We start from the raw sequence: 24069 nt of genomic DNA on the forward strand, positions 1-24069 counted from the left end.
CAAATCATTCGGCAACAAAGACGCCTTCGAGGCGGTCTTCGAGTTCGTCATTGGCTTCTTGCAAGGCGGCGAGTGTTTCTTCGTCAGGCTTCCATAGGTTGCGATCGCAGGCTTCGAGCAAGCGACCAGCAACGCGTGCGCTGGCTTTTGGGTTAAGCTCGGCCAGCCGCCGGCGCATTTCTTCGTCGAGAACAAAAGTCTCGGAAATCTTCTGATAAACCCACGGCTTCACCTCGCCCGTGGTCGCGGACCAGCCCAGCGTATTGGTGACGTGCTGCTCAATATTGCGCACGCCTTCAAAACCGTGGTCGAGCATGCCTTCAAACCATTTCGGGTTCAGCGTGCGGGTGCGGGTCTCAAGGTCAATCTGTTCGCCCAGAGTGCGCACTTTGGTGCTCCCACGCGTCGCATCGAGGATGTAGACCGGAGCCTCTTCGCCCTTGGCCCGCGCAATCGAGCGGCTCACTCCGCCAAGCCCGTCGACATATTGATCGAGATCGGTGATTCCGACTTCGATGCTCTCAAGGTTCTGATAGGTGAACTCGACATCGGCCAAAGCGCTGGTGAGCAATTCGCTTTGCTGCACTGGTGTGCCTTTCACGCCGTAGGCAAATCCTTTGTTGATCTCGAATGCATTGGCGAGCTCATCCGGGTCAGCCCAGACACCGCCATCGATCATCTGATTGACCTGCGCACCGTATGCGCCTTCCTGATTGGAGAAGACCCGCAAAGCGGCGGTCTCAAGGTCGATCCCATGACGCTCTGCATGGACCAGCGAATGTTTGCGCACGAAATTGGCGTGGAGCGGTTCGTCCGCCGTCGCAGCCAGATACGCCGCTTCTGCCAACATGCGCGTTTGCAACGGCAGTAAGTCGCGGAAGATGCCTGACAGGGTCATCACAACATCGATACGCGGCCGGGCAAGCTCTTCGAGAGGGATCAACTCGGAGCCGCATAAGCGACCATAAGAGTCTCGCCGCGGCCGCGCACCCAAAAGCGTCATCGCTTGCGCGATTTGGACGCCTTCGGATTTCATATTGTCTGTGCCCCACAGCACCATCGCGATGCTTTCAGGCATGTCCGCTCCGCCGCTTACATGGCGCGCGATTAGGCGCTCGGCCTGCTCAGCGCCTTGCTTGCAGGCGTAAGCAGAGGGGATGAGGAATGGGTCAAAGCCGTGAATATTACGGCCCGTTGGCAGCACATCGGGGTTGGCCACCACGTCGCCACCGGGCGCAGGCTGGACGTAGCCGCCGTCAAGCGCGTGGATTAGCGCTCTAAGTTCGTCGCTTTCATCGAGCTTTGCGGCCAGAGTCTGTGTGTCGGCATCATCACCAGCAGCCTCAGCCATGGCAGCGAGCATATCATCGCGCGCATCGCCGGAAGGATTGCGGCCTAGCACATGCAGACCATGCGGGATCAGCGCTTCTTCTAGCTCGTAAAGCTTGGCGGAAAGCGATCCAATTTCGGCATACTCAATATCGAGCGCATCGGCCTGGTCCGCGATAATCTCTGCAAGGTCTGCGCGTTCCGCTTCATCATCGCATAGCCGCCAGCGCTCAACGCTCGCTTTGAGTTCGGTGAGGCCCTTATAGAGACCCGCTTGCGCGAGTGGCGGAGTGAGATAGCTCACCAATGTTGCCGCAGAGCGCCGCTTCGCCAGCATGCCTTCCGATGGGTTGTTGGCGGCATACAGATAGTAATTCGGTAGGTCGCCGATCAGACGTTCCGGCCAGCAATCGCTCGTCATGCCCGCCTGCTTGCCCGGCATGAATTCGAGCGCGCCGTGGGTGCCGAAATGCAGCACTGAATGCGCGCCAAAGTCTTCGCGGATATAGCGGTAGAAAGCGCTGAAAGCGTGGGTTGGAGCAAAGTTCCCTTCGAACAGCAACCGCATCGGATCGCCTTCATAGCCGAAAGCGGGTTGCACACCGACAAAGACATTGCCGAAATGCGCGCCAAGCACTTGGATGTGCGAGCCATCCGTCTGCGCTTTGCCAGGGGCAGGGCCCCATTGCGCTTCGATTTCAGCCAAATGCTGCTCGCGATAGACATGCTCATCTGCGGGCACGCGGTGGGCGACGTTAGCGTCCGCGCCGTAGCGATCTGCATTGCCTTTCAGCAGGGCATCGCGAAGCGCATCGATGTTTTCGGGAACGTCGACGCTATAGCCCTCAGCTTTGAGTCGCGAGAGCGTCGCATGCAGCGATTCAAACACCGCAAGAAACGCAGCGCTCCCCGTCGCGCCTGCATTGGGCGGGAAATTGAAGATGACGACTGCCAGCTTGCGGCTCGCGCGTTCGGCGCGGCGCAAGGCAATCTGTTTGGCCACCCGCGCAGCCAAAGCTTCGGCGCGCTCGGGGCACACCTGCATGGGCGTGAGTTTGTCAGATTGGCTGCCTTCGCATTGGCGCGCGCACCCTTCGCACATGCCTTTGCCAGCTTGCATCCGCCCGCCAAAAACGCTTGGCGTGGTTGCGCCGTCAAGCTCTGGCAAGGCGACCATCATCGTGGCTTCTAATGGCAGCAAGCCCTGATCGCGAGCGCGCCATTCTTCGAGGCTTTGGAACTCGATAGCGTGCGCCGCGATGTAAGGGACGTTGAGATCGCCTAGCACTTCGCGTGCGGCCTGCGCGTCATTGTAAGCGGGGCCGCCAACTAGCGAGAAACCAGTAAGATTCACGACAGCATCGACCATCACTTCGCCGCGATGTTTGAAGAACGCCTCAATCGCGGGACGCGCATCAAGGCCGCTTGCGAAGACCGGCACAACCTTCATGCCTGCCGCTTCGAATGCAGCAATTGCGCCATCATAATGGCCGCTGTCAGACCCAAGCAGGTAGGAGCGCAGCAGGATCAGCCCGACTGTTCCGTTTCTGCCCTGACCGTTGACCTTATTGTCCCGAGGAAGGGCGCTCAAACGGTCCGAGATTTTCTGCTTCGCGCGCGGGTGATAGACACCCGTCTCAGGATATTCGAGCGGAGCCTCTGCCGCCGTTTCACCGCGCCGCCATTCCCGTTCCCCGGCTGCATAGCGGTCTATCAATGCGCGGACCATCGCGGTGACGTTTTCGTCCGACCCAGCCAGCCAATATTGCAGCGTGAGGAAATAAGCGCGCACATCCTGCGCGGTGCCGGGAATATATTTGAGGATTTTGGGCAGGCGCCGCAGCATCTTCATCTGGCCCGCACCTGAACTTGCGCCCGCTTTTTTCGATCCGCGCAATTTTTTGAGCAGACCCAGCGGTCCTTTTGCAGGCGCATCCATGCGATAGCCGCCCATGCGGGTGAGCTTTACAACCTCACCTGCGCTCATCAGGCAGACCATCGCATCACAGTCTTCGCGGCGCTCTTCGAGTGTTGGTAGGATCGCGCGGACGTGATCGTCGAGGAACAGCATCGTCGCGATGACAATGTCAGCCTTGCCGATTGATTGTTTGGCGGCTTCCAGCGCGGCTGCGTCACGATCCCATTCTGAGGCCGCGTGAAGTGAGACCGAAATGCCATCGCTGGCAAGCGCCGCATCGGCGCGTTCAACAGCACCTTTGAGATGGTTGTCGAGCGTGATGATGGTGACGCGAACTGGCGCATCACCCAAAGGGGTAGGGAGGCTCGCCCTACCGTGCATAATGCGCCTTCGCATCATAGAGCGTGTCGAGGTCGATCTGTTCGCGGCCTTGATCGACAGCAAATGCTTCCGTGTTGCGACGTGCTTTACCGCGCACAAAGAAAGGTATCTTCTTCAACTCCCGCTCCGCCTCATCCGTCCAAAGATTGCCGTCATTGGCAGGAGCAGGGGTGGGTGAAGGCGTAGTGTCCACCTGAACCGATGGCTTTGCTGGGGCGCTTGGCGAATGCGCTGCATGATGCGATGCGCCGGCTTCATCAGAGAATTCAAAGTCCTCGCGGAACATGGTGAGCAAGTGCTCTTCCAGCCCCATCACCAGCGGATGCACCCAAGTGTCAAAGATCACATTCGCGCCTTCAAAACCCATTTGCGGGGAATGCCGCGCAGGGAAATCTTGCACATGAACAGGCGAAGAAATGACCGCGCAGGGCATACCCAAACGTTTGGCGATATGGCGTTCCATCTGCGTGCCAAGCACCATTTCAGGTGCGGCCTCGATTATGGCTTCTTCGACGGCCAAGTGATCGTCCGTGATCAGCGGCTCGACACCGTAGAGTTTTGCCGCCTCGCGCACTTCGCGGGCAAACTCGCGGTTGTAACAGCCGAGCCCGCACACCTCGAAGCCCAGCTCATCACGCGCGATCCTAGCGGCCGCAACCGCATGGGTCGCATCACCAAAGATAAAGACGCGCTTGCCGGTGAGATATGTCGAATCGACAGATCGGCTCCACCAGGGAAGCCGGGAATGGGTGTCGCCGAGGGCAGGCGTGGGATCTGCACCCACCAACTCGGCGACGTCGGCAATGAACGCACGGGTGGCGCTCACACCGATAGGGACGGTCCGCACGGTCGGCTGTTTGAACGTGCGTTCAAGCCAGCGTGCGGCCTCATCTGCTATTTCGGGATAAAGGGAGATGTTAAAGTCAGCAGCGCCAATGCGCGCAATATCGGCTGGTGTGGCGTCCAAAGGCGCAACCAGATTGACGTCTACATCAAGTGCTTCGAGGATCTTGCGAATCTCAACCAGATCATCGCGGTGGCGGAAGCCAAGCGCGGTTGGGCCAAGGATATTGGCTCTTGCTCGGCGTCCTTCGCGCGGACCGGACGTTACATCTTTGTCCGCCAAGTGGCGCACGATTTGGTAGAATGTCTCCGCCGCGCCCCAGTTCTCTTTGCGCTGATAGCTGGGCAGCTCTAACGGGATCGCGGGGCAGGGCAGGTCCATCGCTTCTATTAGGCCGCCTGGATCATCCTGGATCAGCTCTGCTGTGCACGACGCACCAACAATCATCGCTTGCGGTTTGAAGCGCTCTGCCGCTTCGGTCGCAGCGTCTTGGAAAAGCTGCGCTGTATCTTTGCCTAGATCGCGCGCTTCAAATGTAGTGTAAGTGACCGGCGGGCGCTTCCCGCGCCGCTCAATCATCGTGAAGAGAAGGTCTGCGTAAGTGTCACCTTGCGGGGCGTGGAGGACATAATGCAGCCCCTCCATTGCGGTCGCAATCCGCATCGCGCCAACGTGAGGCGGTCCTTCATAGGTCCAGACAGACAGCTGCATCGCTACACCTCCAACACGTCACGCCGCCGAAGCGGGCGCGCAAAGAGTTCAGCGAGATCGCCAGCTTGGTCGAAGCCGTGGATCGGCGAGAAGACGAGCTCAATCGCCCATTTGGTAGAGAAGCCCTCAGCCTCCAGCGGGTTGGCTAGGCCTAGGCCGCAGACGGTAAGGTCCGGCTTGTCCTCACGCACGCGGTCCAGCTGGCGTTCTACATGCTGGCCTTCACTGATACGCGCCGATGGCGGGATCAGGTCGAGCTCTTGCGCACAATGCGCGCGGTGAAGGTAAGGCGTGCCGACTTCGACCGGAACCATGCCGAGCTCAGTTGCTAAGAAACGCGCAAGCGGCACTTCGAGTTGTGAGTCTGGCAGGAAGCTGATGCGCTTGCCTTCGAGCGCTGGGCGTGAGTGCTCAATCGCGCGTTTGGCGCGTTCGCGGCCCGGTGCGACCACGGAATTGAAGTGCATTTCATCAATGCCAAATTCCTGCGCCGCCGCGTTCAGCCATCCGGTCGTGCCTTCTGCGCCAAATGGGAAGAGAGCATCTATCCGCGTTGCTCCGCGACCCTCCAGCGCCATTGCCGTTTCGGACAGGAAAGGCTGAGCAAGAAGGTAGCGCGTGTTCGGTCCTACAGGAGGCAGGTCGCGCGCATTGCGAGCAGGCAGAACGCCGACATTGTCGATGCCGAGTTGTTCAAAGAGCCGCAGGAATTGATCTTCAACGATATCAGGCAGGGCGCCCACGATCAGCAATTGCTTGGCAGCGTCAGCCGTTTCGGTTGGCATAACGGGGACAAGCGCTGCAAGGCAGGCATCTTCGCCCTGAGTAAAGGTCGTCTCGATCCCGCTGCCGGAATAGTTGAGGATGCGCACATCTGGCATGTGCTGCGCGCCCAAACGCTCTGCCGTTTTAGCAAGGTCGAGCTTGATGACCTCGGATGGGCATGAGCCCACAAGGAATAGCGTTTTGATGTCAGGGCGGCGCTCGAGCAGGCGTGTGACAACGCGGTCCAATTCTTCCTGCGCGTCGACCATGCCCGCCAGATCACGCTCTTCCATGATGGCGGTCGCAAAGCGCGGCTCTGCAAAGATCATTACGCCTGCCGCCGATTGCAGCAAGTGAGCGCAGGTGCGTGAGCCTACTACGAGGAAGAAGGCGTCCTGCATCTTGCGGTGAAGCCAGACGATGCCGGTAAGGCCGCAGAAAACTTCGCGTTGCCCGCGTTCGCGAAGAACGGGGCGGGCCGCGCCTTGGTTTTTTGGGCTATCGCAACCGGGTAAGACGGTGGGCGCGTTCATGCTGGCACCGCCTTTGGTTCAAGCGAACCTTGCAGCCGGGCCATGCGCAGTTTCCAAAGGAATTGGCCAGCATTGATGACGTATGAGCCATAGGCCGCGAGCGCGACCCACATGCGCTGTTCAACCGTGCCAATCGCTCCAAACAGCATCACCAGATAAAGCGTGTGGAGTGCCAGCACGAGCATCGAGAAGACATCTTCCCAGAAGAATGCCGGGGCAAACAACCAGCGACCAAACACGACCTTTTCCCAGATCGAGCCGGTGATCATGATGGTATAGAGGACGAGCGTCTTGATCACGATCGAAGCATCAGCGGCAAAGGCGCCCTCGCCGGTCATCAACGTGCGGATCACAAGGCCGAGACTGATCAGGAAAACTAGGAACTGTAACGGCGCAAGGACACCTTGGACGATTGTCCAAACCGACTCGTCACGGCGCTGGCGCTCTGCAGGTGTGTAGAGCGCCCCGTTCTCCCTCAAATCCGTATGTGTCTGACAACTCATCGGTCCCAATTGCCTTTCCTGTCAGGCATTGGGGTACGCCTTTGCTCATACAAGTGTCAAATTTTATTGACGTATAAATAATTAGACACTTTGTGTGCTTCATTGCGAGACAGATTGCGTATTGGCACGAGATGAGGTAAACCCTTCGTCACTGATGGAGTAGGAGTCGGAATCGTTTCGACCTCATCGGCGTCGACGCGATCCAGACACACTTGACCGCGCCTACCCGGAGTTATCCAGCCGGGAATGGGAAGGGTCTCAAATGGCAGACTCGAAGGGGACAGGAGTTATTGGCGCAGGCTCAGCCGCGCTAAAGAAGGTTATGTCCAACCCGCTTGGGCGTCGCAAAACTCCGCATGATGCAGCAGCGCTTGAATCCGCTGAGAGCTTGAACGCGATCATTGAGGGGGAGATCATCCCTAAACTGCTGATGGCGCACGCCGTCGAAGCGGCGTCGCACAATCCAAAGCCGAACAACACAATCACGCTAGTCGACGCGCATCGTTTTGCGGCGCTGCCGCTGCACATTGAAGCTGCTGGCTTGCTCGCAGAAGTTGACGCGTTTCTGAATGACGGCGTTAGCGTCGAGTCCATCTACATCGATCTGCTCGCTCCTGCAGCTCGCCGCCTTGGCGAGATGTGGAGCGCGGATGAATGCGACTTCACCGATGTCACAATGGGCCTTTGGCGTTTGCAAGAAGTCATGCGCGAAATCTCCGCGCGTTCACCGGTTGAGCGTCGCGCTCCAGCGCCCGATGCACCGCGCGCACTGTTCGCGCCATTGCCGGGTGATCAGCACAGTTTTGGCGCGTTGATGATTGATGAAATCTTTGCCCGCGCCGGATGGCACAGCACCGCGATCGCAAGGCCACTTCGCAAGGAATTGCTCGACGCGGTGTCGCGTGAGCGCTTCGACCTGGTAGGATTGACCGTATCTCGCGATTGTCCTAGCCCGGCCCTTGCCAAATTCATTACGGCGGTGCGAAAGGTTTCTGCCAATCCAAACCTCTCAATTCTTATCGGTGGTCACATGATCAACCAAAATCCAGCAATAGTTGCCGAAGTAGGAGCCGATGGGACCGGCGCCGACGCTCGTGCCGCGCTAGACGTGGCGGAGCGATTGGTACAGGTCGCACCGGTGCGTGCGCACATGCTGAGATAGGGTCGGCGATCGGATGCTGACACGCAAACACTCGATCGAAGGGAAGAACCCATTCGGTAAAGCGGCTGAGCTGTTTAACTCGCTCGACGCTGATGCTGCGATGAAACTTGCCATGGTTGCAGGTGACATCACTTTGGTGCTCGATGACACTGGCTTGATCGTCGATACTGCCTTTGATCCTAAGGAATTTCCGGGGTTTGAGGGCTGGGAGGGTACCAACTGGCTCGACACTGTGACCATCGAAAGCCGCCCGAAAGTGATGGAAATGTTGGCTGCTGCTCGGCGCGGTGAAGTCCAGCACTGGCGCCAGGTTAATCACCCCACACGCGATGGTGACGTGCCCATTCGGTACGCTGTGCTCAATGTAAATGGCGGCGAGCACCGGATCGCATTTGGCCGCGATTTGCGCGAAGCTGGCAAGATGCAACAGCGTTTGTTGCAAGTTCAGCAATCGTTGGAGCGGGACTATCTGCGCATGCGTCAACTCGATGCTCGCTACCGCATGTTGTTCGACCAATCACGCGAGGCGGTGCTGATTCTCGAGGCAAATACGCAGCGAATCCGTGAAGCGAATAGCGCCGCTCATGCGCTATTCGGGGCTCGTCCTGGCGCACTAGCGAGCAAAAAACTTGCCTCACTTGTGGAAAAATCATCACGTGAGCGGCTTCAGGGCCTCATTGGTGCAGCGCTTGCATCTGACAATACGGCCCCGCTGGACATCACAATTGGCAAAGGTTCGCGCGCTGTCACTGCATCCGCATCAGGCTTTTCGCAGGATCGCGGGCAGTTCCTGTTGCTCCGTCTCAACCCCGTCGAAGAGGGTGAGGTATCGACGCATTCACCGGTGGTGGATTTGGTCGAGCACATGCCTGACGCTTTCGTGGTGTCGGACGCCGCGCTGCAAGTTGTCAATGCAAACACGGCCTTCATTGAGATGGTTGAAGCAGCCAGCCTCGATCAGCTGAGAGGTCAGCATTTGTCCAAATGGATTGGCCGGCCAGGCATCGATTTGGACCTTATCGAAGGGCAGATTGACCAGCATGGCGCCGCGCGCAATGTAAGCACGGTTTTGCGCAATGGCGACGAAGTTGAAGGGGAGCCGATCGAGCTGTCTGCGGTTCGCGCCGATGGCGAGAATGGCCTTTATGCTTTTGTAATTCGCCCCATTGGACGCCGTTTACGGGATCTGCCACCGGGCACACAGGACATGCCGCGCTCGGTAGAGCAATTGACTGACCTTGTCGGTCGCATGTCGCTTAAGGAAATTGTGCGCGAAAGCACTGATTTGATCGAGCGACTGTGTATCGAAGCGGCGTTGCAATACACATCGGATAACCGTGCATCGGCAGCCGAGATCCTAGGGCTTTCGCGTCAGAGCCTCTATTCAAAACTCCATCGCCACGGCCTAGGCGATCTCGGCGGCGATCCCGAATAAGCACAACTTGAGCCGCCAAATGCTCCGTTTGGACACATGCTGTGTCTTGTCAAAATGGCTCATTATCCCGAATTTTCCATAAAACATACCCAAAACCGGCATTCTCAGGTCCAATAGTGTCAAATATATTTGACGCCTACGACTGTCAGGCATAGCCTCCTTATATGGAGCGCTCTGCCGTCTCAACTCGCAACGCCATCAAAGGCGAAGGCCCGGTTTCCAATAAGAAGCCTGAGCCACACACGGCTGGCGCACCGGCATCGCGCGATATCCTCGAACTGCTAAAACCGATCACATGGTTCCCGCCAATGTGGGCGTTCATGTGTGGCGCGGTTTCGTCAGGCGCAGGCCTGGATGGTCGCTGGCTGTTTGTTGCGGGCGGTGTGATGCTTGCAGGCCCGCTGGTTTGCGGGACGAGCCAAGCGGTCAATGACTGGTTTGATCGGCACGTTGATGCGATCAATGAACCCGACCGTCCGATCCCGTCGGGCAGGATTGCGGGGCGCTGGGGGCTTTATATTGCACTGATCGCAACAGCGATCTCAGCGATTGTTGCATGGCTGCTTGGCCCATTGGTTTTTGTCGCGGCTCTGGTCGGCCTGGCCCTCGCATGGGGATACAGCGCGCCGCCATTCCGTTTTAAGACGAGCGGTTGGACAGGACCCGCGGTTGTTGGTCTCACTTATGAAGGATTGAGCTGGTTTACTGGCGCCGCTGTGATGTTGGGCGCAATGCCGCGTATGGAAGTGCTGGTCACGCTGCTGCTCTATAGCCTTGGCGCGCACGGCATCATGACACTGAACGATTTTAAGGCGGTGGAGGGCGACCGGGCCACAGGTCTCAAATCGCTGCCCGTCATTTTGGGCGTGAAGCGCGCTGCTCTGCTCGCTTGCGCAGTGATGGCGCTGCCGCAGATTGTTGTCATCGCGCTGCTGGCCTCATGGGGTCTGACCAATTCGGCCATCGTGGTGACCGGACTGCTGCTGTTGCAACTTGCCGCGATGCCCCGGCTTCTGCGCGATCCCAAGAAATATGCGCCTTGGTACAATGGCGTTGGAGTTACCCTGTTTGTGCTGGGCATGCTCGCATCTGCGCTTGGCCTTGGGGGGTACATCTGATGCGCTCGCCAAGCACGCCTTCGTCCGCAGGTCTTGGCTGGTTCGCGATCATTCGCATCGGTTTGGTGCAAGCTTCAATCGGTGCGATGGTGATGCTGATCACCACGGTTCTCAATCGTTTGATGGTGGTCGAGTATGCGCTCGCAGGAGCCATCCCCGCAGGGCTGGTCGGTTGGCATTATGCGGTGCAATTGTGCCGCCCGCTTTGGGGGCATGGCTCCGATAAGGGCGGCAGCCGTGCGCTTTGGATTTTAGGGGGCATTGTCGTCCTAGGCCTCGGAGCCATAATGGCGGTTCAGGCGACAATTATGGTCGCGGACGATTTCACAGCCGCGATGGCGCTGGCGATCCTTGGCTATTCATTGATCGGCGTAGGTGTTGGCGCAGCCGGCACGTCCGCGCTCGCACTGCTCGCTTCCGGCGTAGCGCCAGATCGCCGAGCGGCAGCAGCGGCAGTGACATGGATCATGATGGTTGCTGGCATCGTTGTGTCCGCCATCACGGTGGGTAAGCTCCTCCAACCTTTCTCACCAGAGCGTTTGCTGGCGGTGGCATCGGGTCTGCTTCTCACTTGTATTGCAATCACCGCGCTTGCCGTATTTCGGCTTGAACCGCGCGGGGGTGTGACCTTTGCTGAGACCGCGAAGAGCGATCCTCCGCCTGCGTTCAAAGAAGCCCTGCGTGAGATACTCAACGAAAAGGCTGCTCGCCGCTTCACGCTGTTCATCTTTGTCTCGATGATGGCGTTTAACATGCAGGATTTGATCCTGGAGCCATTTGCCGGGCTGATATTTGGCATGACACCGGGCGAATCCACGCAGTTGGGCGGAATGCAATCAGGCGGCGTGCTGGTCGGAATGATTGTCGCCGGAATTGGCGGGAGCGCTTTTGCTGGGCGAATGCCGTTTGAGCTGCGCCATTGGATCGTCTTTGGGTGCTTGGGTTCGGCAATTGCGCTTGCAAGTTTAGCGCTTGCCGCCGTGGTTGGGCCGGGCTGGCCGATCGCTGCCAATGTCTTTGTGCTCGGCTTTTGCAACGGGCTTTTCGCGGTCGCAGCCATTGGAGCGATGATGGGGCTTGCAGGCGCCGGTGCAAAAACACGCGAAGGGGTACGCATGGGCGTGTGGGGTGCCGCGCAGGCCATCGCTTTTGGCCTTGGCGGGATGCTGGGCGGAGGCGGTTTGGATGCCGCACGTCGCCTGATCGGCAATGATCCAAGCGCGTTTCAGCTAATTTTCGCGATTGAGGCGGGGCTGTTTGTCATCGCCGCATGGCTGGCGGTGAGAGCCACGGCCAAGGGGCTGTCCCCATCGCGCGCAATTCGAGAGAGGGAAGCAGAGGTGTTCGCATGACGCAGGAAATCTATGACGCAGTCGTCGTGGGCGGAGGCCCCGCTGGGGCAACGGCTGCAACCGAGCTCGCGCTGGCTGGCCATTCGGTTTTGCTGATGGAGCGCGGCGGGCGGATTAAACCGTGCGGCGGGGCTGTTCCACCGCGAATGCTCGAAGATTTCGACATCCCACAAAGCCTGTTGGTTGCACGTGCCCGCTCCGCCCGCATGATCGCACCTTCGGGACGCGCGGTGGATATGCCGGTGGGCGAGATCGGCTATGTAGGAATGGTTGATCGCGAAGATTTCGATGAATGGCTGCGGGTGCGCGCTGTGGAGAGCGGTGCAGAGCGGTTGTGCGCGACCTTTGAAAAGATTGAGCGCGATGATGAGCCGCATCCAATGGTGACCTTCCGCCGTGAACGCGGTGGACCGATTGAGAGAATCCGCGCGCGCTGCATTGTTGGCGCTGATGGCGCGCGGTCTTCCGTCGCCAAACAGGCGCTGCCCAATGCCGAGCGCGTCAAATGCGTTTTCGCCTATCACGAAATCATCAAATCCCCTGCAAACGACACCGAAGCGTTCGATGCGAACCGCTGCGACGTGTTCTATCAGGGCAAGCTTTCGCCTGATTTTTACGCCTGGGTCTTCCCGCATGGAGAAACCGCAAGCGTCGGCGTGGGCAGTGCAAACAAGGGCTTTTCACTAAGAGGCGCGGTGTCAGAAATGCGCTCCGAACTCGACCTCACCCGGTGTGAGACCGTGCGGCGTGAAGGCGCGCCGATCCCGTTAAAGCCGCTCAAAAAATGGGATAATGGCCGCGATGTTATCGTCGCAGGCGATGCCGCTGGTATCGTCGCGCCCGCATCAGGCGAGGGGATATATTACGCGATGGTGGGCGGACGTGTCTCTGCGCAGGCCGCCAGCGAGATGCTCAAAACGGGCGAGGCGAAGGCACTCAAACGCGCGCGCAGCCGCTTTATGAAAGAGCATGGCCGCGTGTTCTGGATCCTCGGGATCATGCAGTACTTCTGGTATTCGTCAGATAAGCGGCGCGAGCGTTTTGTTGACATGTGCGATGACAAAGACGTGCAGCAGCTTACCTGGCAGGCTTACATGAACAAGAAGCTGGTTCGGTCAAAGCCGATGGCGCATGTCAAAATTTTCCTGAAGGACACCGCGCATTTGTTGGGTTTGCGGCCGGAGGCGAGCGCCGGCGCGACATCAACGCCGAGCAGGCAGTAATCGCGTTTGTAAAGGCGCGACGGGTAGAGCGCTGTTGAGCAACATGTGATGGGGATCACCATGAAGAAGACCTGGATTTTACCGAGCATTCTTGCCGCAGTCGCTGCGGTGATCGTGGCCGCAATGGGCGCGACGATTACGGATCTTGGGCCCTGGTATCAAAGCCTTGAGAAGCCGAGTTGGAACCCGCCTGACTGGCTGTTTCCCATCGGTTGGACGCTGATCTTTGCGTTTAACACGGCTGCGATTGTGAGCGCTTGGAGAGCCGCGCCGACGCCAAAAGTTTCCGACACGATTATCGGGCTGTTCGCGCTCAATGCTTTCCTCAACATCACTTGGAGCATGATCTTCTTCCGCATCCAGCGACCCGATTGGGCGTTTATTGAGTTGCTGCTGCTGTGGCTCTCAATCGTTGCGTTGATCGTCTATTCGGGAAGGCATTCAAAAAGCGCGGCGCTGCTCTTCATGCCCTATCTGGTGTGGGTGACATTTGCCGGTGCGCTCAATTGGGCTGTGGTCGACCTAAACGGCCCCTTCGGCTGAGCGCGGGTTGTAGGCGAGCGCGTGGATTGGATCGCTGAATTCTTCACAAAAGGCCACGGCGCAGACGTGGTGCTGGCTGTGCTAGCGCTTGAGGCAGTCTGGCTGAAGTCGCGCGGGTGGAGCTTCGCCAGGATTGCAGGCTTCCTCGGCCCAGCGGTGTTTATCGTACTGGCCTTACGAGCTGCGTTGGTAGGTGCTGGCTGGTGGTGGGTCGCAGGGTTGCTCGCGTTGTCACTGCCGCTGCACTTGATGGATTTGCAGGGGCGGATTCTGGATTAGCAACGCGCCAAAACCTGTTATTCCGCTTTCGACCCAGTTGCGTACTTCTCAGGCAACGCTGATTCTGCGATATATGGCCCATGAAGCAAGAAGGATTTGTGCTTGTCTCGGGCTTGCCTGCATCAGGTAAGACAGCAATTGGAAAGAGACTTGCAGAGGCTATTTGCTGGCCGTTTCTAGACAAAGACCAATTTCTCGAAGCTGAGTTTGAGAAGTTTGACAGTGTGGATATGGTTCTTCGGCAAGAATTGAGCCGTAAGAGTGACGTCCGACTTGAAGAATGCGCGAATGCTCAATCATGCGCTGTGCTGGTCTCATTCTGGCGACCAACGGATCACAAGGTGTCGTATGGGACCCCGACAACTTGGGTTGCTGAGCTGCAATCGAAAGTCGTCGAGCTTCATTGCAGATGCGATCCAGTTATCGCCCAAAAGAGGTTTTTCGAACGGAAACGCCACCCAGGTCACAATGATGCTTCTAGATATGATGCTGTGGCCAGGCAGTTCGATAAGCTCTCTTCGCTGGGGCCACTTGGAGCCTTCCCCGTTGCCACGATCGAGACCAGCGACTTAACCGACATTGATGCTTTGGTTGACCAAGCTAGAGCAGAGCTCCAACGGCTCTTCGCTTAGTCGACCAGTTTGGTTGTAACCGGGAAACTCTTGTGATGGATTACGCCGGGCAAGTTGTAGCAGTCCTTCGAGCCGATGCATTTCGTTGGCGTCTGCTAGGTGTTGTTGCCGATCTGGAGCTTCCTGATTGCTGGATTGCCGCTGGCTTTGTGAGAAATGCTGTTTGGGACGCTCTCCACGGTCGCCCCGAAAGCCCCATTCATGGGGATGTGGACGTCATTTGGTTCGACCAGGATTGTTCCGACCCGGCTCGTGACCATGCGATTGAAGAAGCGCTCCGCACTACCAATCCTTCGATTGATTGGTCAGTCAAGAATCAAGCTAGAATGCACGTCCGCAACTGTGATGCACCCTACCAATCTGCGACTGACGCCATGCGCCACTGGCCGGAGACGGCGACAGCCGTTGCGGCAAGACGCATCGGCTCAGACGGATGTGAAATTGCAAGCCCATTGGGGTTGGACGACCTCTTCCACCTGGTCATCCGTCCAACGGCAAAGTTCGATGTGCAAAAGCGGTCGATCTTTGAGGAAAGAATTCGGAAGAAGGAGTGGTTCGAAAATTGGTCAATGCTTCACCGCGCAGTGCCCTAGGGTCCGCTTTCCCCCCAGAGCCGTCGAAGTTCTTTGGCGGACGCTGCACTACACGCAGTCGTTGCCAAGCCGTCCCCCAAGCCCAAAAAGCCCGGCCGCACATTGCTGTGGGCCGGGCTCCTTGAACCTTTGGCGCGTGATTTGAGGTGAGCGGTGAGGGCGCCTTTCTCCTCGCCGCCACTTCACATCACTTTGGCGCGTAATAGTGCTCTTGCGCCCAGAGGTACCAATTATCGACCACGGTGCCGGATAGCAGGATGCCGATGCCGCCTGTAAGCGTTGTCAGCACTGCGAACCACCAGGCCCAACGGTGAATGGATTCCATCGTGGCGTTAAAGCCCATGGTCCAGCGCCAGAACAGTGCACCGCGTTCCGAGGCTGTGCCGCGGTCCGTGATCTGCTCAATCTCACGCTCACCGCCATAGCGGCCAAGCGCGAGGATCGTTGCCCCGTGCATGGCGAACAGCACAGCTGAGCCATAGAGGAACACGATCGAAAGGGCGTGGAACGGATTGTAGAACAGGTTCCCGTGAATAAGCGAAAAGTTGTTCGTCCAATCAAGGTGGCTGAAGATACCGTAAGGCACCGCTTCAGACCAGCTGCCGATCAGAGCAGGGCGGATAAAGCCCAGCACCAGGAACAGCCAGATCGCGCTCGCAAATGCCCATGGGATATGCATGCCCATTCCCAGAGCTTTTGCCCGGTAATAGGTCCGCGCCCACCAGCACAGCACCGAGATGGTGAGGAACGCGCCGGTTAGGATAAACCAGCCGCCCTCATTCAGCGGTACCATGAACTGAAAGCCATATTCAGGTCCCGGAGGATCGAGCGAGAGCCAGAACAGCTCGCGCATGAACACTTGCGGGCTCCACCCGGCCTCAGCCCAGAAATTGAGGCCAATGATCATGAATGCGGCAAAGCCAAAGACCAGCGAAATCATGCCGAGCCAACCCAGATAGAGCGGGCCAAACTGCGCCTGACCGATCTTGCCCATCCAGTAATTGTAGCCTGTGGCCTCGATACGGTCTTCGCTGCCATCGGTTAGCGGAACACCCATTTCAGGTGGACCCTTAACCTGGATCTGCGTGAAGATGTTTTGATAAGTCGCCATATCAATATGCTCCTGCTGACCAGATCGGAATGGCTCGCCACCAATCCCACCATTCAATCCAGCTGCCGGTCACCAGCGTGCCTGAGATCACGATGCAGATCGCGCTCCAGAACGCAGCGTTGATCGCTAAGAACATACCCACACGGTGGATGCCCAAAGTGCCGACCGAATAGCCTATAAAATCGCGGAAATAGGTGTCTTCATATTCCGGTGAACGCACCTCTGCATCGTCAGAGGTGTTGACCGCTGACAGAACAAGGCCGCCGTGAAGGGCAAGCGCGAGGCAGTTCGTGAAGAAGAACGCAATCGCGAGCATGTGCACCGGATTATAATGGAAATTCACATAGGAATATCCAGTGTTCGATACCCAGTCCAAATGGGTCCAGATGCCATATGGGAACGCATGTCCCCAGGCACCCATCCAAAACGGACGGATCACGTTCAATGTGATGAAGGCAAAGACTGCAAAGCCAAAAGCAATCGGCACGTGATAGCTCATGCCCAGCTTGCGAGAGATCTCTGCCTGCCTCAGCGCCCAAGATATAAAGGCGACACACGCACAGGCCGTAATGACCTGGTGATAGCCACCCTGATTAAGGGGCATAAAGGCAAGTCCGGCTTCGATCGACGGTGGTTGAATGTCGATCAGCCAGGGATTTAAGGTGGTGCCTTGAAGCGCGGCGGCAAAAATCAGCATTGTGCCCAAAAGGGCGCTGATTGCCGTCGTGACTCCAAAGAATCCGACATAGAACGGCCCTATCCAGAAATCGAATAGGTCTCCGCCGATCAATGTACCACCGCGCGTGCGGTATTTCCGCTCGAAACTAAGGAGCGCCATAGGTCCATCCTTCCCACCAAAAGGGTGGGTCAATTAGTTTCCGAATTCGAATTGTGGGAGGCAGGCAGGCGAACCTGCCCCCTCACAGTTTATCGGCTTAATCAGCCGGCTGCAGCGATACCGCCGAGCCAGTTGTACTTCTCCGTGCTGAGCAGGATGAAGTGGATCGTGAACGCCAGAACAGCGAGGCCCACATGAAGGGCAACGAGAGTCCGGCGTACATCGAAATGATGCCAAATCTTGTACATAATCAATTCCTTATTCTAATAGGAAAACGCGGGCTCTTTAGTAGAACCAGGGCTTCCACCAGAACATCAGGGCATGCGCGACGAGCGCAATTCCGACATAAAGCGTGAAGGTACCCATGAACGCGCCATGGATTTCCTTTGCTTCGTCGTCGGTCAGATACGTCCCCACTGAGGGGCGATCACCATCTGCCATGTTCAATACTCCGTTTAGTTACATTGGAGCGGGGACAGAACTGCCCCCGGCGATATCCGCGCGTGATCCCCCACGTGGATTGCGGATATCCGGTCCCGACGAATTCGGGGCCGGACAAAGCTGGTGCGCTCGTCTGCATCATGCGCCTTCTCCTTCGAGAAGCGCTTCTGCGAGCAAATCTTCGGTAACAATGTCGCTGCCTGCGCGCCGGGCGCTGCGCTCTGCGGCATCGCGCAGGCGTTTGGCAGCGGAAATTCGGATCAACACGGGCTGCGCTTCGACCAGATCGTCGAGGCGCTTCTTGGCGTCCGCATCCCAGGTGACTTCGCCCTCGCTCTTCGCCGGGGTCGGATCGACCTTGTCCATCTCTGTTGCGAGCGGCAGGATGTGAAACAGCGCGTCGAACAGCGCATTGCAAACCTCTTGAACGAGGTAAGTCGCACCCGAATATCCCATAAAGGGTGTGCCTATGTGGCGGCGAATGGCCGCCCCGGGAAAGCTTGCCGGGATGAATTTCCCGCGCGCGCCGACCTCAGCCATATACATGCGCTCATTGTAAGAGCCGAACATGACGAGCGGCGGGTTCGTATGGATTGCCTCGCGCACGTCTTCGTTCTTGGGTTTGACCCCAGCGCAGCGGCTCACGCTCATCGCGCAAGGCAGGCCCATATCTTCTTCAAGGAAGTGGCGGATGCCGCGCGCATAAGTGTCATTTGCGACGATGCCGAAATTGGCGGTGGCAAAGAAGTCTTGCGTGACCGAACGCCACAAATCCCACAGCGGCTTAATCGTCGTGTGCTTTTCGCGCTCGATGAAGGGTTCGGGATCAAGCCCGAGTTCTTCACCAAGCGCTCGCAGAAATTTGGTGGTGGAGCTGAGCCCAACCGGCGCTTGGAAGTAAGGGCGTTCCAAAGTCTCGCAAAGGTTGCGGCCAAACTCGCGGTACATGCAGACATTGGCGTCTGATGTGCCAAGCTGGCGGATATCGGCGAGGTGGCATCCCAATGGAAAGACCACGCCAACTTCAGCGCCAATCCCTTCGACCAAGCGACGAATTTCCGCGAGATCGCTAGGCATATTGAACATGCCGTAAGATGGGCCGATTATGTTGACGACCGGCTTTTCGCCTTCCTTGCGGGCCTTAGGCTTCACAGCCTTCTTGGGGCCAAATTCGGTCCAGAGCCATGTCAGCGCACGGTCTGCGCTTTCCCATTGATCTTCATCAATCGTTCGCGGCAGGAAGCGTTTGATATTAGTGCCCTCGGGCGTCACGCCGCCGCCGATCATCTCGGCGATAGAGCCTGTGACCACCACGGCTGGCAATTCAGGGTCAAGCGCTTGCCATGCGCGTTTCATCGCGCCTTCGGTGCCGGTCTTGCCCAGCTCTTCCTCGCCCAAACCCGTCACCACAATCGGCAATTCATGTGGGGGAAGGGCGTCGGTGTAGTGCAGCACGGATGTCACCGGCAGGTTCTCACAACCCACCGGGCCATCAATGATGACCTGCAGGCCTTTGACTGCGGTGAAGACGTAGGTCGCCCCCCAATAGCCGCCTGCGCGATCGTGATCGAGAACCAGCGTCATGTACCCACCGCCTCAGACGCTTTGCGCGCTGCTTCGTTGAGGGCTGCGTATTTTTTGCGGAATTTCGGACGGTCGATGGGAGTGTCTTCCCAAACGCCAGTTGCGTGTCCGTCGCCCACGCCTTCGAAAAAGTTGCGCATCTTGTCAAAGCGCGCCTTGTTACCCATCGCCGCATTGATGACCGTCGCAAGGCTGCCAGCGCCTGCAGGACCCATTAGTGGGCGGGCTGAGATCAGGTTAGTGAAATAGAGCGCCGGGATGGCCTTTGCCTTGGCATGCTGGACCACGGGAGTGGTGCCAACGGCCAGATCAGGGCGGTATTCCTCAACTGCGGCGATGTCTTCTTCAAGGCTCGCGCGGAAATTGACTTTCACGCCGCGCGCTTCGAGCCATTCGCGGTCTGGATCGGACCATTTGGTGCGTGGGCAAGCGCTGCCGACATAGGGCACATCCGCGCCGCTTTCGATTAGTAGGCGGGCGACCAGCAATTCAGAGCCTTCATAGCCTGACACTGTCACGCGGCCATTGATCGGAGCCGACGCCAGCGCGCCCTTAACAGCGCCGATCATGGCGTTCTTCACGCCGTCAACTTTGTCTTGGGGCAAGCCCATCGCATTGCCGAGGCTGTCGAGCCATGCAGCCGTGCCATCTGCGCCTACGGGGGCTGAGCCAATCACAGGGCGACCAGCGGTTTCAAATTCGCGAATGCTGACGGTGTAGAACGGGTGGATTGCCGCAGCGACCGAGCAATCGAGCGCCGCATAGAGTTCGCGCCATTCGCGTGTAGGAACAACGGGCCCAGCCGCTAAACCGAGCGGTTCGAGCATTTGCCCGATGACCACCGGATCTGCTGGGAACATTTCACCAAGCAGCGCGACCGTGGGCTTGTCAGAACGCTCTTTGGGGGCAGCCACTGGTCCTGCGGCGACTTCCTCGCGCGCATATTGCAGCATCGCGCCAGCCAGCACGTCCTTTGCCTCAGCATGGGTTGGGATGCCAAAGCCGGGTACGTCGATACCGATAATCCGCACGCCGTTGATCTGCTTTTTGAGCAGCCGCAGCGGGACGCCGCTCGCGGTGGGAACGCACAGATTTGTGACGACAATCGCGTCGTAATCGTCGGGGTTCGCGAGGTCCTCAACCGCTTCTTTGATGTCCTCAAAGAGCTTGCCGGTAACTAGCGTTTCTGAGGAGAACGGCACATAGCCGACCGTGCGCCGCGCACCGTAAAAGTGCGAGGTGAAAGTGAGACCGTAAACGCAGCACGCACTGCCTGATAGCACGGTTGCGGTGCGCTTCATGCGAAGGCCCACCCGGAGCGACCCGAAGGCTGGGCACATGCTTTGCGGTTGATCATGCGGGCCAACGGGATAGTCGGCTGCGTATTGATCGAGCACATCGCTCTTACCCGCATCGCGCGCGGCCTGGCGCATTGTATCGCTGCTGGAGCAGGCACCGCTTTCGGGTGCTGGCGCTGCCAGATCGAGCGTGTCGCGATCGCGATTAGAGGCGGGTGCGTCTGTCATCAAATCTCGTCGTAAACGACCTCAAGCGATGGTTTTTCTTCAAATACTCCGCCGCGCATATCGGCCTGAGTGGCAGGGATCAGCTCAACATTTCCGCCCGTTTCTTCGGGTGAAAACAGGTCAAGCAAGCCATCCTGATCGAGTGGAGAGGGTTGACGCGGCGGGGCCTCAGCGACGTTGACGGCCAGCTCTTCAAAAAGAGAGGCCCATTCGCCGCCTGGCGTACCGATAATCTGGTAGTTTGCGCTCTTACGCCGGATGTCTTCATTGGCGGGGATCGCAGTGAGCACAGGAATGTCGACCGCTTCGGCAAAAGCCTGCGCCTCGCCAGTGCCATCATCCTTGTTCACGATCATGCCAGCCACGCCGACATTGCCGCCCATTTTGCGGAAATATTCGACCGCATGGCAAACATTGTTGGCGACATAGAGCGATTGGAGGTCATTCGACCCGACCACGATCACTTTCTGGCACATGTCGCGCGCAATCGGCAGACCGAACCCGCCGCAGACCACGTCACCCAGGAAGTCCAGGAGAACGTAGTCAAAGCCCCATTCGTGGAAGCCCAGTTTCTCAAGCAGTTCAAAGCCGTGAATGATCCCGCGACCACCGCAGCCCCGGCCAACTTCTGGCCCGCCAAGCTCCATTGCGAACACGCCGTCGCGCTGGAAGCAGACATCTTCGATTGTCACTTCTTCGCCCGCGAGTTTCTTCTTCGAAGAGGTTTCGATGATAGTCGGGCAGCTTTTGCCGCCAAAAAGCAGGCTGGTTGTGTCTGATTTGGGGTCACACCCGATCAGCAAGACGCGCTTGCCTTGCTGAGCCATCATGTAGCTGAGGTTCGACAGGGCAAAACTCTTACCCGATCCGCCTTTGCCGTAGATCGCGATCACCTGCGTTTCGCTGGTGGCCTCGCCAGTGTGCACGGGGTCGGGCTCTTGCGAGGCTTCTTCGCGCAATGCTTCGGTCTGAATGTCCAACATTGTCATGCAGCTTCGCTCCAATCGAGAACCATTTTGAGGCAGTCAGGATCGTTGAATGCCTTGGGATAGGCTTCGGCAGCGCGCTGCGCGGGTGCGCGGTCGCTGATTAGCCCGTCGAGTTTCAGTTTGCCGCTTTCGATGAGGTCGCGCGTGGCCACCAAATCCGCTGGCTGCCATTCTGCGGCGACGCGAAAGCGAGCCTCTTTCATGAAAGCAGGTGGGAAAGCGAAATTGACACGCTCTGAGTAGAAGCCTGCCAGCGTGATTTCTCCGCCTTTGCCAAGCCGCGTAATAAGCGTGTCGAATATGTCGGCGTCACCGCTTGCATCATAGATTGAGGAATAGTCGCGGCGATCATCATTCTCTGGCGCGAGAACTCTGTAGCCGTGATCGCCTTCGCGGCGCGACGGGCTGGTGTCCCAAACGGTGGGAGCAGCTTTGCCCATTGCGATGGTGATGCGGGCAAGCAAGCGACCAAGGACGCCGTGCCCGATAATCAGATCAGGAGCGCAGCCCCCTGCAATTGCATGCATGGCTGTCGCGGCGAGCGCGCAAAGCACGCCATCTGCGCCCAAGCTTTCCGGCACGGCCAAGGCGCGCGCAGAAGGAATAACAACTCTGCTGGAAGTGCCGCCGAACAATCCGCGCGCATCTTTGTAGCAATTGGCGCCGGGGACAAAGACCCACTCGCCCACGCGACCGGCGACATTGTCACCGGCTTCGACGACGCGACCAACGGATTCGTAACCGGGCACAAGCGGATAACCCATTCCGGGAAATTCCGGCATGTCGCCATTCCAAAGGAGTTTTTCGGTACCGGAGCTGATGCCGCTCCACGCGATGTCGACAAGCAGGTCATCCACGCCGACCGGATTCAGCTCAAGCGCCTGAAGCGTTAAACGCTCAGGTCCCTCAAGGATCACGGCCAATGTGTTCATTCCAGCCTCAACTTCCCCTCTCGCGTTTCGTTGATCCCTAAACGACTCGCGATGAGACCCTTAAAGGGGCCTCTCTCAGATGTTTGCTACGCCTTACATATAGAAGTGTCAAACAAAGCAGACAGTTTTGGTCAGTTTTGTGCAACTATGAGACTGGCGTTAATCGGTTGCGGGGTCGCGATGAAGCGAGTGGTGGCAAATCCGGCATCGTGCAGCATGGCCTTTATCTCCGGCACGCTGCGCGCTCTGCCAGAGCCCATCGCCCACAAATACATGCCAAAAAACGCCTCTCCCATGCCCTCTGCCCCCGCCACGCGCGCCATGGGTTCGGCAATCAGAAGGCTGGCGCCGGGTTTGAGGCTTTTTTGGATATTGGACAGCAATGCGCGTGCCGGTTCATCGTCGTGATCGTGCAGGATGCGCACAAGTGACACAATGTCGTAGCCGGTGGGAATTGTGTCTTCGAAGAAGTTGCCGGGATGTGCAGTCACGCGCTCCTCGCCGAATGTGTCTGCAAGAATAGTCGCACCTGCTTCCGCCACCTCAGGTAGGTCGAGCAGGCCAAGTTGCAGCGTCGGGTTCGCCTCCCCCATACGGCGCAGAAAAGCACCATGTCCGCCACCCACATCTAGCAGCCTTGCGTCCTGCGGAAACGTGAAGCTGGCAAGGACCTGATCGGCGACAAAGTGTTGAGACGTGGCCATTAACTCGGAATATTCCGCTGTCTGCGTCCCCCGCTCAGCCGCGCCGTGCAGCGCGCCTGCATAGGACCAATAGCGCGACAATTCGGTCGGTTCCTTGCGATCCTTGCGCAGCAATTCCAGCGGGTCGGCCAAGTCGCGATAGAGGATATGGTGATGCCGGATCATCGCCTGCGCGCCTTTGTCAGCCGCAAGCACCGCACCTTGCTCACCTAGCATCCAGCCGTCGTTGATCGCTTCTTCGGACAGCATCAAAGCGCGGCCCGCTCGTAGTAAGGTAAGCGCCGCCTCCTCGCTCAAATCCAGTCTGTCGGCCACATGCGCATGGGTAACCGGGCCCTTGGCAAGCACATCGAACAATGCGCTTTCGACATAGCTGCGAAGGATTTGCGAATAGGCGAAGCCTGCGACCATATCGAAGGCGCCTTTGGCGCGGCTTCTGGCGATCAGATTGATGAGTGGGAGCTTGGCCGCCCAGTATTGGAAGCGCGGATTGGCAAAGACTGCATTGCGCCGTGCCACCCAGCGCACTTTCCAGTTTTGCGATCCCTGTTCCACCCAATGATCCCTATCGGTTGACACACCAATTGTCCAAAAGATTGGACAGATGGGGCTGTGAGGTCAAT

The 24069-nt window shown here is 58.1% G+C and carries 22 protein-coding genes; 9 read left to right on the top strand and 13 right to left on the bottom strand.

Features of this window, described 5'->3' with window-relative positions; all coding sequences use genetic code 11:
- Positions 1-4: 4 nt before the first annotated feature.
- Genes AC0V6N_RS01785 through bchF form a run of 4 tightly spaced genes read right to left on the bottom strand, consistent with a single transcriptional unit; the run spans position 5 to position 6984 of the window.
- The gene (locus AC0V6N_RS01785) at positions 5-3628 is read right to left on the bottom strand and encodes a magnesium chelatase subunit H (RefSeq protein ID WP_486169881.1); all 3624 of its coding nucleotides are present in this window, start codon (positions 3626-3628) and stop codon (positions 5-7) included.
- Positions 3618-5183, bottom strand: coding sequence for a ferredoxin:protochlorophyllide reductase (ATP-dependent) subunit B (bchB, locus tag AC0V6N_RS01790; protein ID WP_486169882.1), 1566 nt, complete (start codon positions 5181-5183; stop codon positions 3618-3620). Before bchB ends, AC0V6N_RS01785 begins: the two co-directional genes overlap by 11 nt.
- A 2-nt stretch (positions 5184-5185) precedes the next feature.
- Positions 5186-6481: a ferredoxin:protochlorophyllide reductase (ATP-dependent) subunit N gene (locus AC0V6N_RS01795; RefSeq protein ID WP_486169883.1), complete on the bottom strand. Its 1296-nt coding sequence runs from the start codon at positions 6479-6481 to the stop codon at positions 5186-5188.
- Positions 6478-6984 carry a 2-vinyl bacteriochlorophyllide hydratase gene (gene bchF, locus AC0V6N_RS01800; protein ID WP_486169884.1) on the bottom strand — a complete coding sequence of 169 codons (507 nt, stop codon included), beginning with the start codon at positions 6982-6984 and terminating at the stop codon, positions 6478-6480. The genes AC0V6N_RS01795 and bchF overlap by 4 nt, the downstream gene beginning before the upstream one ends.
- Positions 6985-7246: 262 nt before the next feature.
- Between bchF and AC0V6N_RS01805 the strand changes: the two genes are divergently transcribed.
- From AC0V6N_RS01805 to AC0V6N_RS01845, 9 genes are all read left to right on the top strand, one after another.
- Positions 7247-8146 (top strand): cobalamin B12-binding domain-containing protein, encoded by a 900-nt coding sequence (locus tag AC0V6N_RS01805; RefSeq protein WP_486169885.1) that lies wholly within the window; start codon positions 7247-7249, stop codon positions 8144-8146.
- A gap of 13 nt (positions 8147-8159) precedes the next feature.
- On the top strand, positions 8160-9581 hold the full coding sequence (ppsR, locus tag AC0V6N_RS01810; protein WP_486169886.1) for a transcriptional regulator PpsR: 1422 nt from the start codon (positions 8160-8162) through the stop codon (positions 9579-9581).
- 164 nt (positions 9582-9745) lie between these two features.
- Positions 9746-10699, top strand: coding sequence for a chlorophyll synthase ChlG (gene chlG / locus AC0V6N_RS01815; RefSeq protein WP_486169887.1), 954 nt, complete (start codon positions 9746-9748; stop codon positions 10697-10699).
- Entirely contained in the window at positions 10699-12051 is a 1353-nt protein-coding gene (locus AC0V6N_RS01820) for a BCD family MFS transporter (protein ID WP_486169888.1), read from the top strand. Before chlG ends, AC0V6N_RS01820 begins: the two co-directional genes overlap by 1 nt.
- Entirely contained in the window at positions 12048-13274 is a 1227-nt protein-coding gene (locus AC0V6N_RS01825; protein ID WP_486169889.1) for a geranylgeranyl diphosphate reductase, read from the top strand. The genes AC0V6N_RS01820 and AC0V6N_RS01825 overlap by 4 nt, the downstream gene beginning before the upstream one ends.
- 60 nt (positions 13275-13334) lie before the next feature.
- Entirely contained in the window at positions 13335-13817 is a 483-nt protein-coding gene (locus AC0V6N_RS01830; protein ID WP_486169890.1) for a TspO/MBR family protein, read from the top strand.
- Positions 13818-13838: 21 nt separating this feature from the next.
- Complete coding sequence (locus AC0V6N_RS01835) at positions 13839-14096, top strand: hypothetical protein (protein WP_486169891.1); 258 nt, start codon at positions 13839-13841, stop codon at positions 14094-14096.
- An 80-nt stretch (positions 14097-14176) separates the two neighbouring features.
- On the top strand, positions 14177-14728 hold the full coding sequence (locus tag AC0V6N_RS01840; protein WP_486169892.1) for a P-loop nucleotide/nucleoside kinase family protein: 552 nt from the start codon (positions 14177-14179) through the stop codon (positions 14726-14728).
- A 35-nt stretch (positions 14729-14763) separates the two neighbouring features.
- Positions 14764-15321 (top strand): nucleotidyltransferase family protein, encoded by a 558-nt coding sequence (locus AC0V6N_RS01845; RefSeq protein WP_486169893.1) that lies wholly within the window; start codon positions 14764-14766, stop codon positions 15319-15321.
- Positions 15322-15508: 187 nt separating this feature from the next.
- Here the strand turns inward: AC0V6N_RS01845 and pufM are convergent, their stop codons facing one another.
- The 9 genes from pufM to AC0V6N_RS01890 all read right to left on the bottom strand — a co-directional run bounded on the left by pufM (position 15509) and on the right by AC0V6N_RS01890 (position 24001).
- Positions 15509-16432, bottom strand: a complete 924-nt coding sequence (gene pufM / locus AC0V6N_RS01850; RefSeq protein ID WP_486169894.1) for a photosynthetic reaction center subunit M — start codon at positions 16430-16432, stop codon at positions 15509-15511.
- A gap of 1 nt (position 16433) precedes the next feature.
- Positions 16434-17270: a photosynthetic reaction center subunit L gene (gene pufL / locus AC0V6N_RS01855; protein WP_486169895.1), complete on the bottom strand. Its 837-nt coding sequence runs from the start codon at positions 17268-17270 to the stop codon at positions 16434-16436.
- A 101-nt stretch (positions 17271-17371) separates the two neighbouring features.
- Positions 17372-17518, bottom strand: a complete 147-nt coding sequence (gene pufA, locus AC0V6N_RS01860) for a light-harvesting antenna LH1, alpha subunit (RefSeq protein WP_486169896.1) — start codon at positions 17516-17518, stop codon at positions 17372-17374.
- Positions 17519-17555: 37 nt separating this feature from the next.
- Positions 17556-17711 (bottom strand): light-harvesting antenna LH1, beta subunit, encoded by a 156-nt coding sequence (pufB, locus tag AC0V6N_RS01865; protein WP_486172405.1) that lies wholly within the window; start codon positions 17709-17711, stop codon positions 17556-17558.
- A gap of 138 nt (positions 17712-17849) precedes the next feature.
- Complete coding sequence (gene bchZ / locus AC0V6N_RS01870; protein WP_486169897.1) at positions 17850-19295, bottom strand: chlorophyllide a reductase subunit Z; 1446 nt, start codon at positions 19293-19295, stop codon at positions 17850-17852.
- Complete coding sequence (gene bchY, locus AC0V6N_RS01875; RefSeq protein WP_486169898.1) at positions 19292-20821, bottom strand: chlorophyllide a reductase subunit Y; 1530 nt, start codon at positions 20819-20821, stop codon at positions 19292-19294. Before bchY ends, bchZ begins: the two co-directional genes overlap by 4 nt.
- Complete coding sequence (locus AC0V6N_RS01880; protein ID WP_486169899.1) at positions 20821-21810, bottom strand: chlorophyllide a reductase iron protein subunit X; 990 nt, start codon at positions 21808-21810, stop codon at positions 20821-20823. The genes bchY and AC0V6N_RS01880 overlap by 1 nt, the downstream gene beginning before the upstream one ends.
- Positions 21807-22742, bottom strand: a complete 936-nt coding sequence (gene bchC / locus AC0V6N_RS01885) for a chlorophyll synthesis pathway protein BchC (protein ID WP_486169900.1) — start codon at positions 22740-22742, stop codon at positions 21807-21809. The genes AC0V6N_RS01880 and bchC overlap by 4 nt, the downstream gene beginning before the upstream one ends.
- A 131-nt stretch (positions 22743-22873) precedes the next feature.
- Complete coding sequence (locus AC0V6N_RS01890; RefSeq protein WP_486169901.1) at positions 22874-24001, bottom strand: methyltransferase; 1128 nt, start codon at positions 23999-24001, stop codon at positions 22874-22876.
- Between the last annotated feature and the right edge of the window lie 68 nt (positions 24002-24069).

The organism is Erythrobacter sp. S57(2025), assembly GCF_057365055.1.

Excerpts from the sequence above, each read along its gene's own strand:
- AC0V6N_RS01840 (WP_486169892.1), top strand. The coding sequence starts at position 14,177 with ATGAAGCAAGAAGGATTTGTGCTTGTCTCGGGCTTGCCTGCATCAGGT.
- pufA (WP_486169896.1), bottom strand. The coding sequence starts at position 17,518 with ATGTACAAGATTTGGCATCATTTCGATGTACGCCGGACTCTCGTTGCC.
- bchF (WP_486169884.1), bottom strand. The coding sequence starts at position 6,984 with ATGAGTTGTCAGACACATACGGATTTGAGGGAGAACGGGGCGCTCTAC.
- AC0V6N_RS01845 (WP_486169893.1), top strand. The coding sequence starts at position 14,764 with ATGGATTACGCCGGGCAAGTTGTAGCAGTCCTTCGAGCCGATGCATTT.
- bchB (WP_486169882.1), bottom strand. The coding sequence starts at position 5,183 with ATGCAGCTGTCTGTCTGGACCTATGAAGGACCGCCTCACGTTGGCGCG.
- bchZ (WP_486169897.1), bottom strand. The coding sequence starts at position 19,295 with ATGACGCTGGTTCTCGATCACGATCGCGCAGGCGGCTATTGGGGGGCG.
- pufM (WP_486169894.1), bottom strand. The coding sequence starts at position 16,432 with ATGGCGACTTATCAAAACATCTTCACGCAGATCCAGGTTAAGGGTCCA.
- AC0V6N_RS01880 (WP_486169899.1), bottom strand. The coding sequence starts at position 21,810 with ATGACAATGTTGGACATTCAGACCGAAGCATTGCGCGAAGAAGCCTCG.
- pufB (WP_486172405.1), bottom strand. The coding sequence starts at position 17,711 with ATGGCAGATGGTGATCGCCCCTCAGTGGGGACGTATCTGACCGACGAC.
- pufL (WP_486169895.1), bottom strand. The coding sequence starts at position 17,270 with ATGGCGCTCCTTAGTTTCGAGCGGAAATACCGCACGCGCGGTGGTACA.
- AC0V6N_RS01820 (WP_486169888.1), top strand. The coding sequence starts at position 10,699 with ATGCGCTCGCCAAGCACGCCTTCGTCCGCAGGTCTTGGCTGGTTCGCG.
- AC0V6N_RS01785 (WP_486169881.1), bottom strand. The coding sequence starts at position 3,628 with ATGCACGGTAGGGCGAGCCTCCCTACCCCTTTGGGTGATGCGCCAGTT.
- AC0V6N_RS01825 (WP_486169889.1), top strand. The coding sequence starts at position 12,048 with ATGACGCAGGAAATCTATGACGCAGTCGTCGTGGGCGGAGGCCCCGCT.
- AC0V6N_RS01805 (WP_486169885.1), top strand. The coding sequence starts at position 7,247 with ATGGCAGACTCGAAGGGGACAGGAGTTATTGGCGCAGGCTCAGCCGCG.
- ppsR (WP_486169886.1), top strand. The coding sequence starts at position 8,160 with ATGCTGACACGCAAACACTCGATCGAAGGGAAGAACCCATTCGGTAAA.
- bchC (WP_486169900.1), bottom strand. The coding sequence starts at position 22,742 with ATGAACACATTGGCCGTGATCCTTGAGGGACCTGAGCGTTTAACGCTT.
- bchY (WP_486169898.1), bottom strand. The coding sequence starts at position 20,821 with ATGACAGACGCACCCGCCTCTAATCGCGATCGCGACACGCTCGATCTG.
- AC0V6N_RS01795 (WP_486169883.1), bottom strand. The coding sequence starts at position 6,481 with ATGAACGCGCCCACCGTCTTACCCGGTTGCGATAGCCCAAAAAACCAA.
- AC0V6N_RS01830 (WP_486169890.1), top strand. The coding sequence starts at position 13,335 with ATGAAGAAGACCTGGATTTTACCGAGCATTCTTGCCGCAGTCGCTGCG.
- chlG (WP_486169887.1), top strand. The coding sequence starts at position 9,746 with ATGGAGCGCTCTGCCGTCTCAACTCGCAACGCCATCAAAGGCGAAGGC.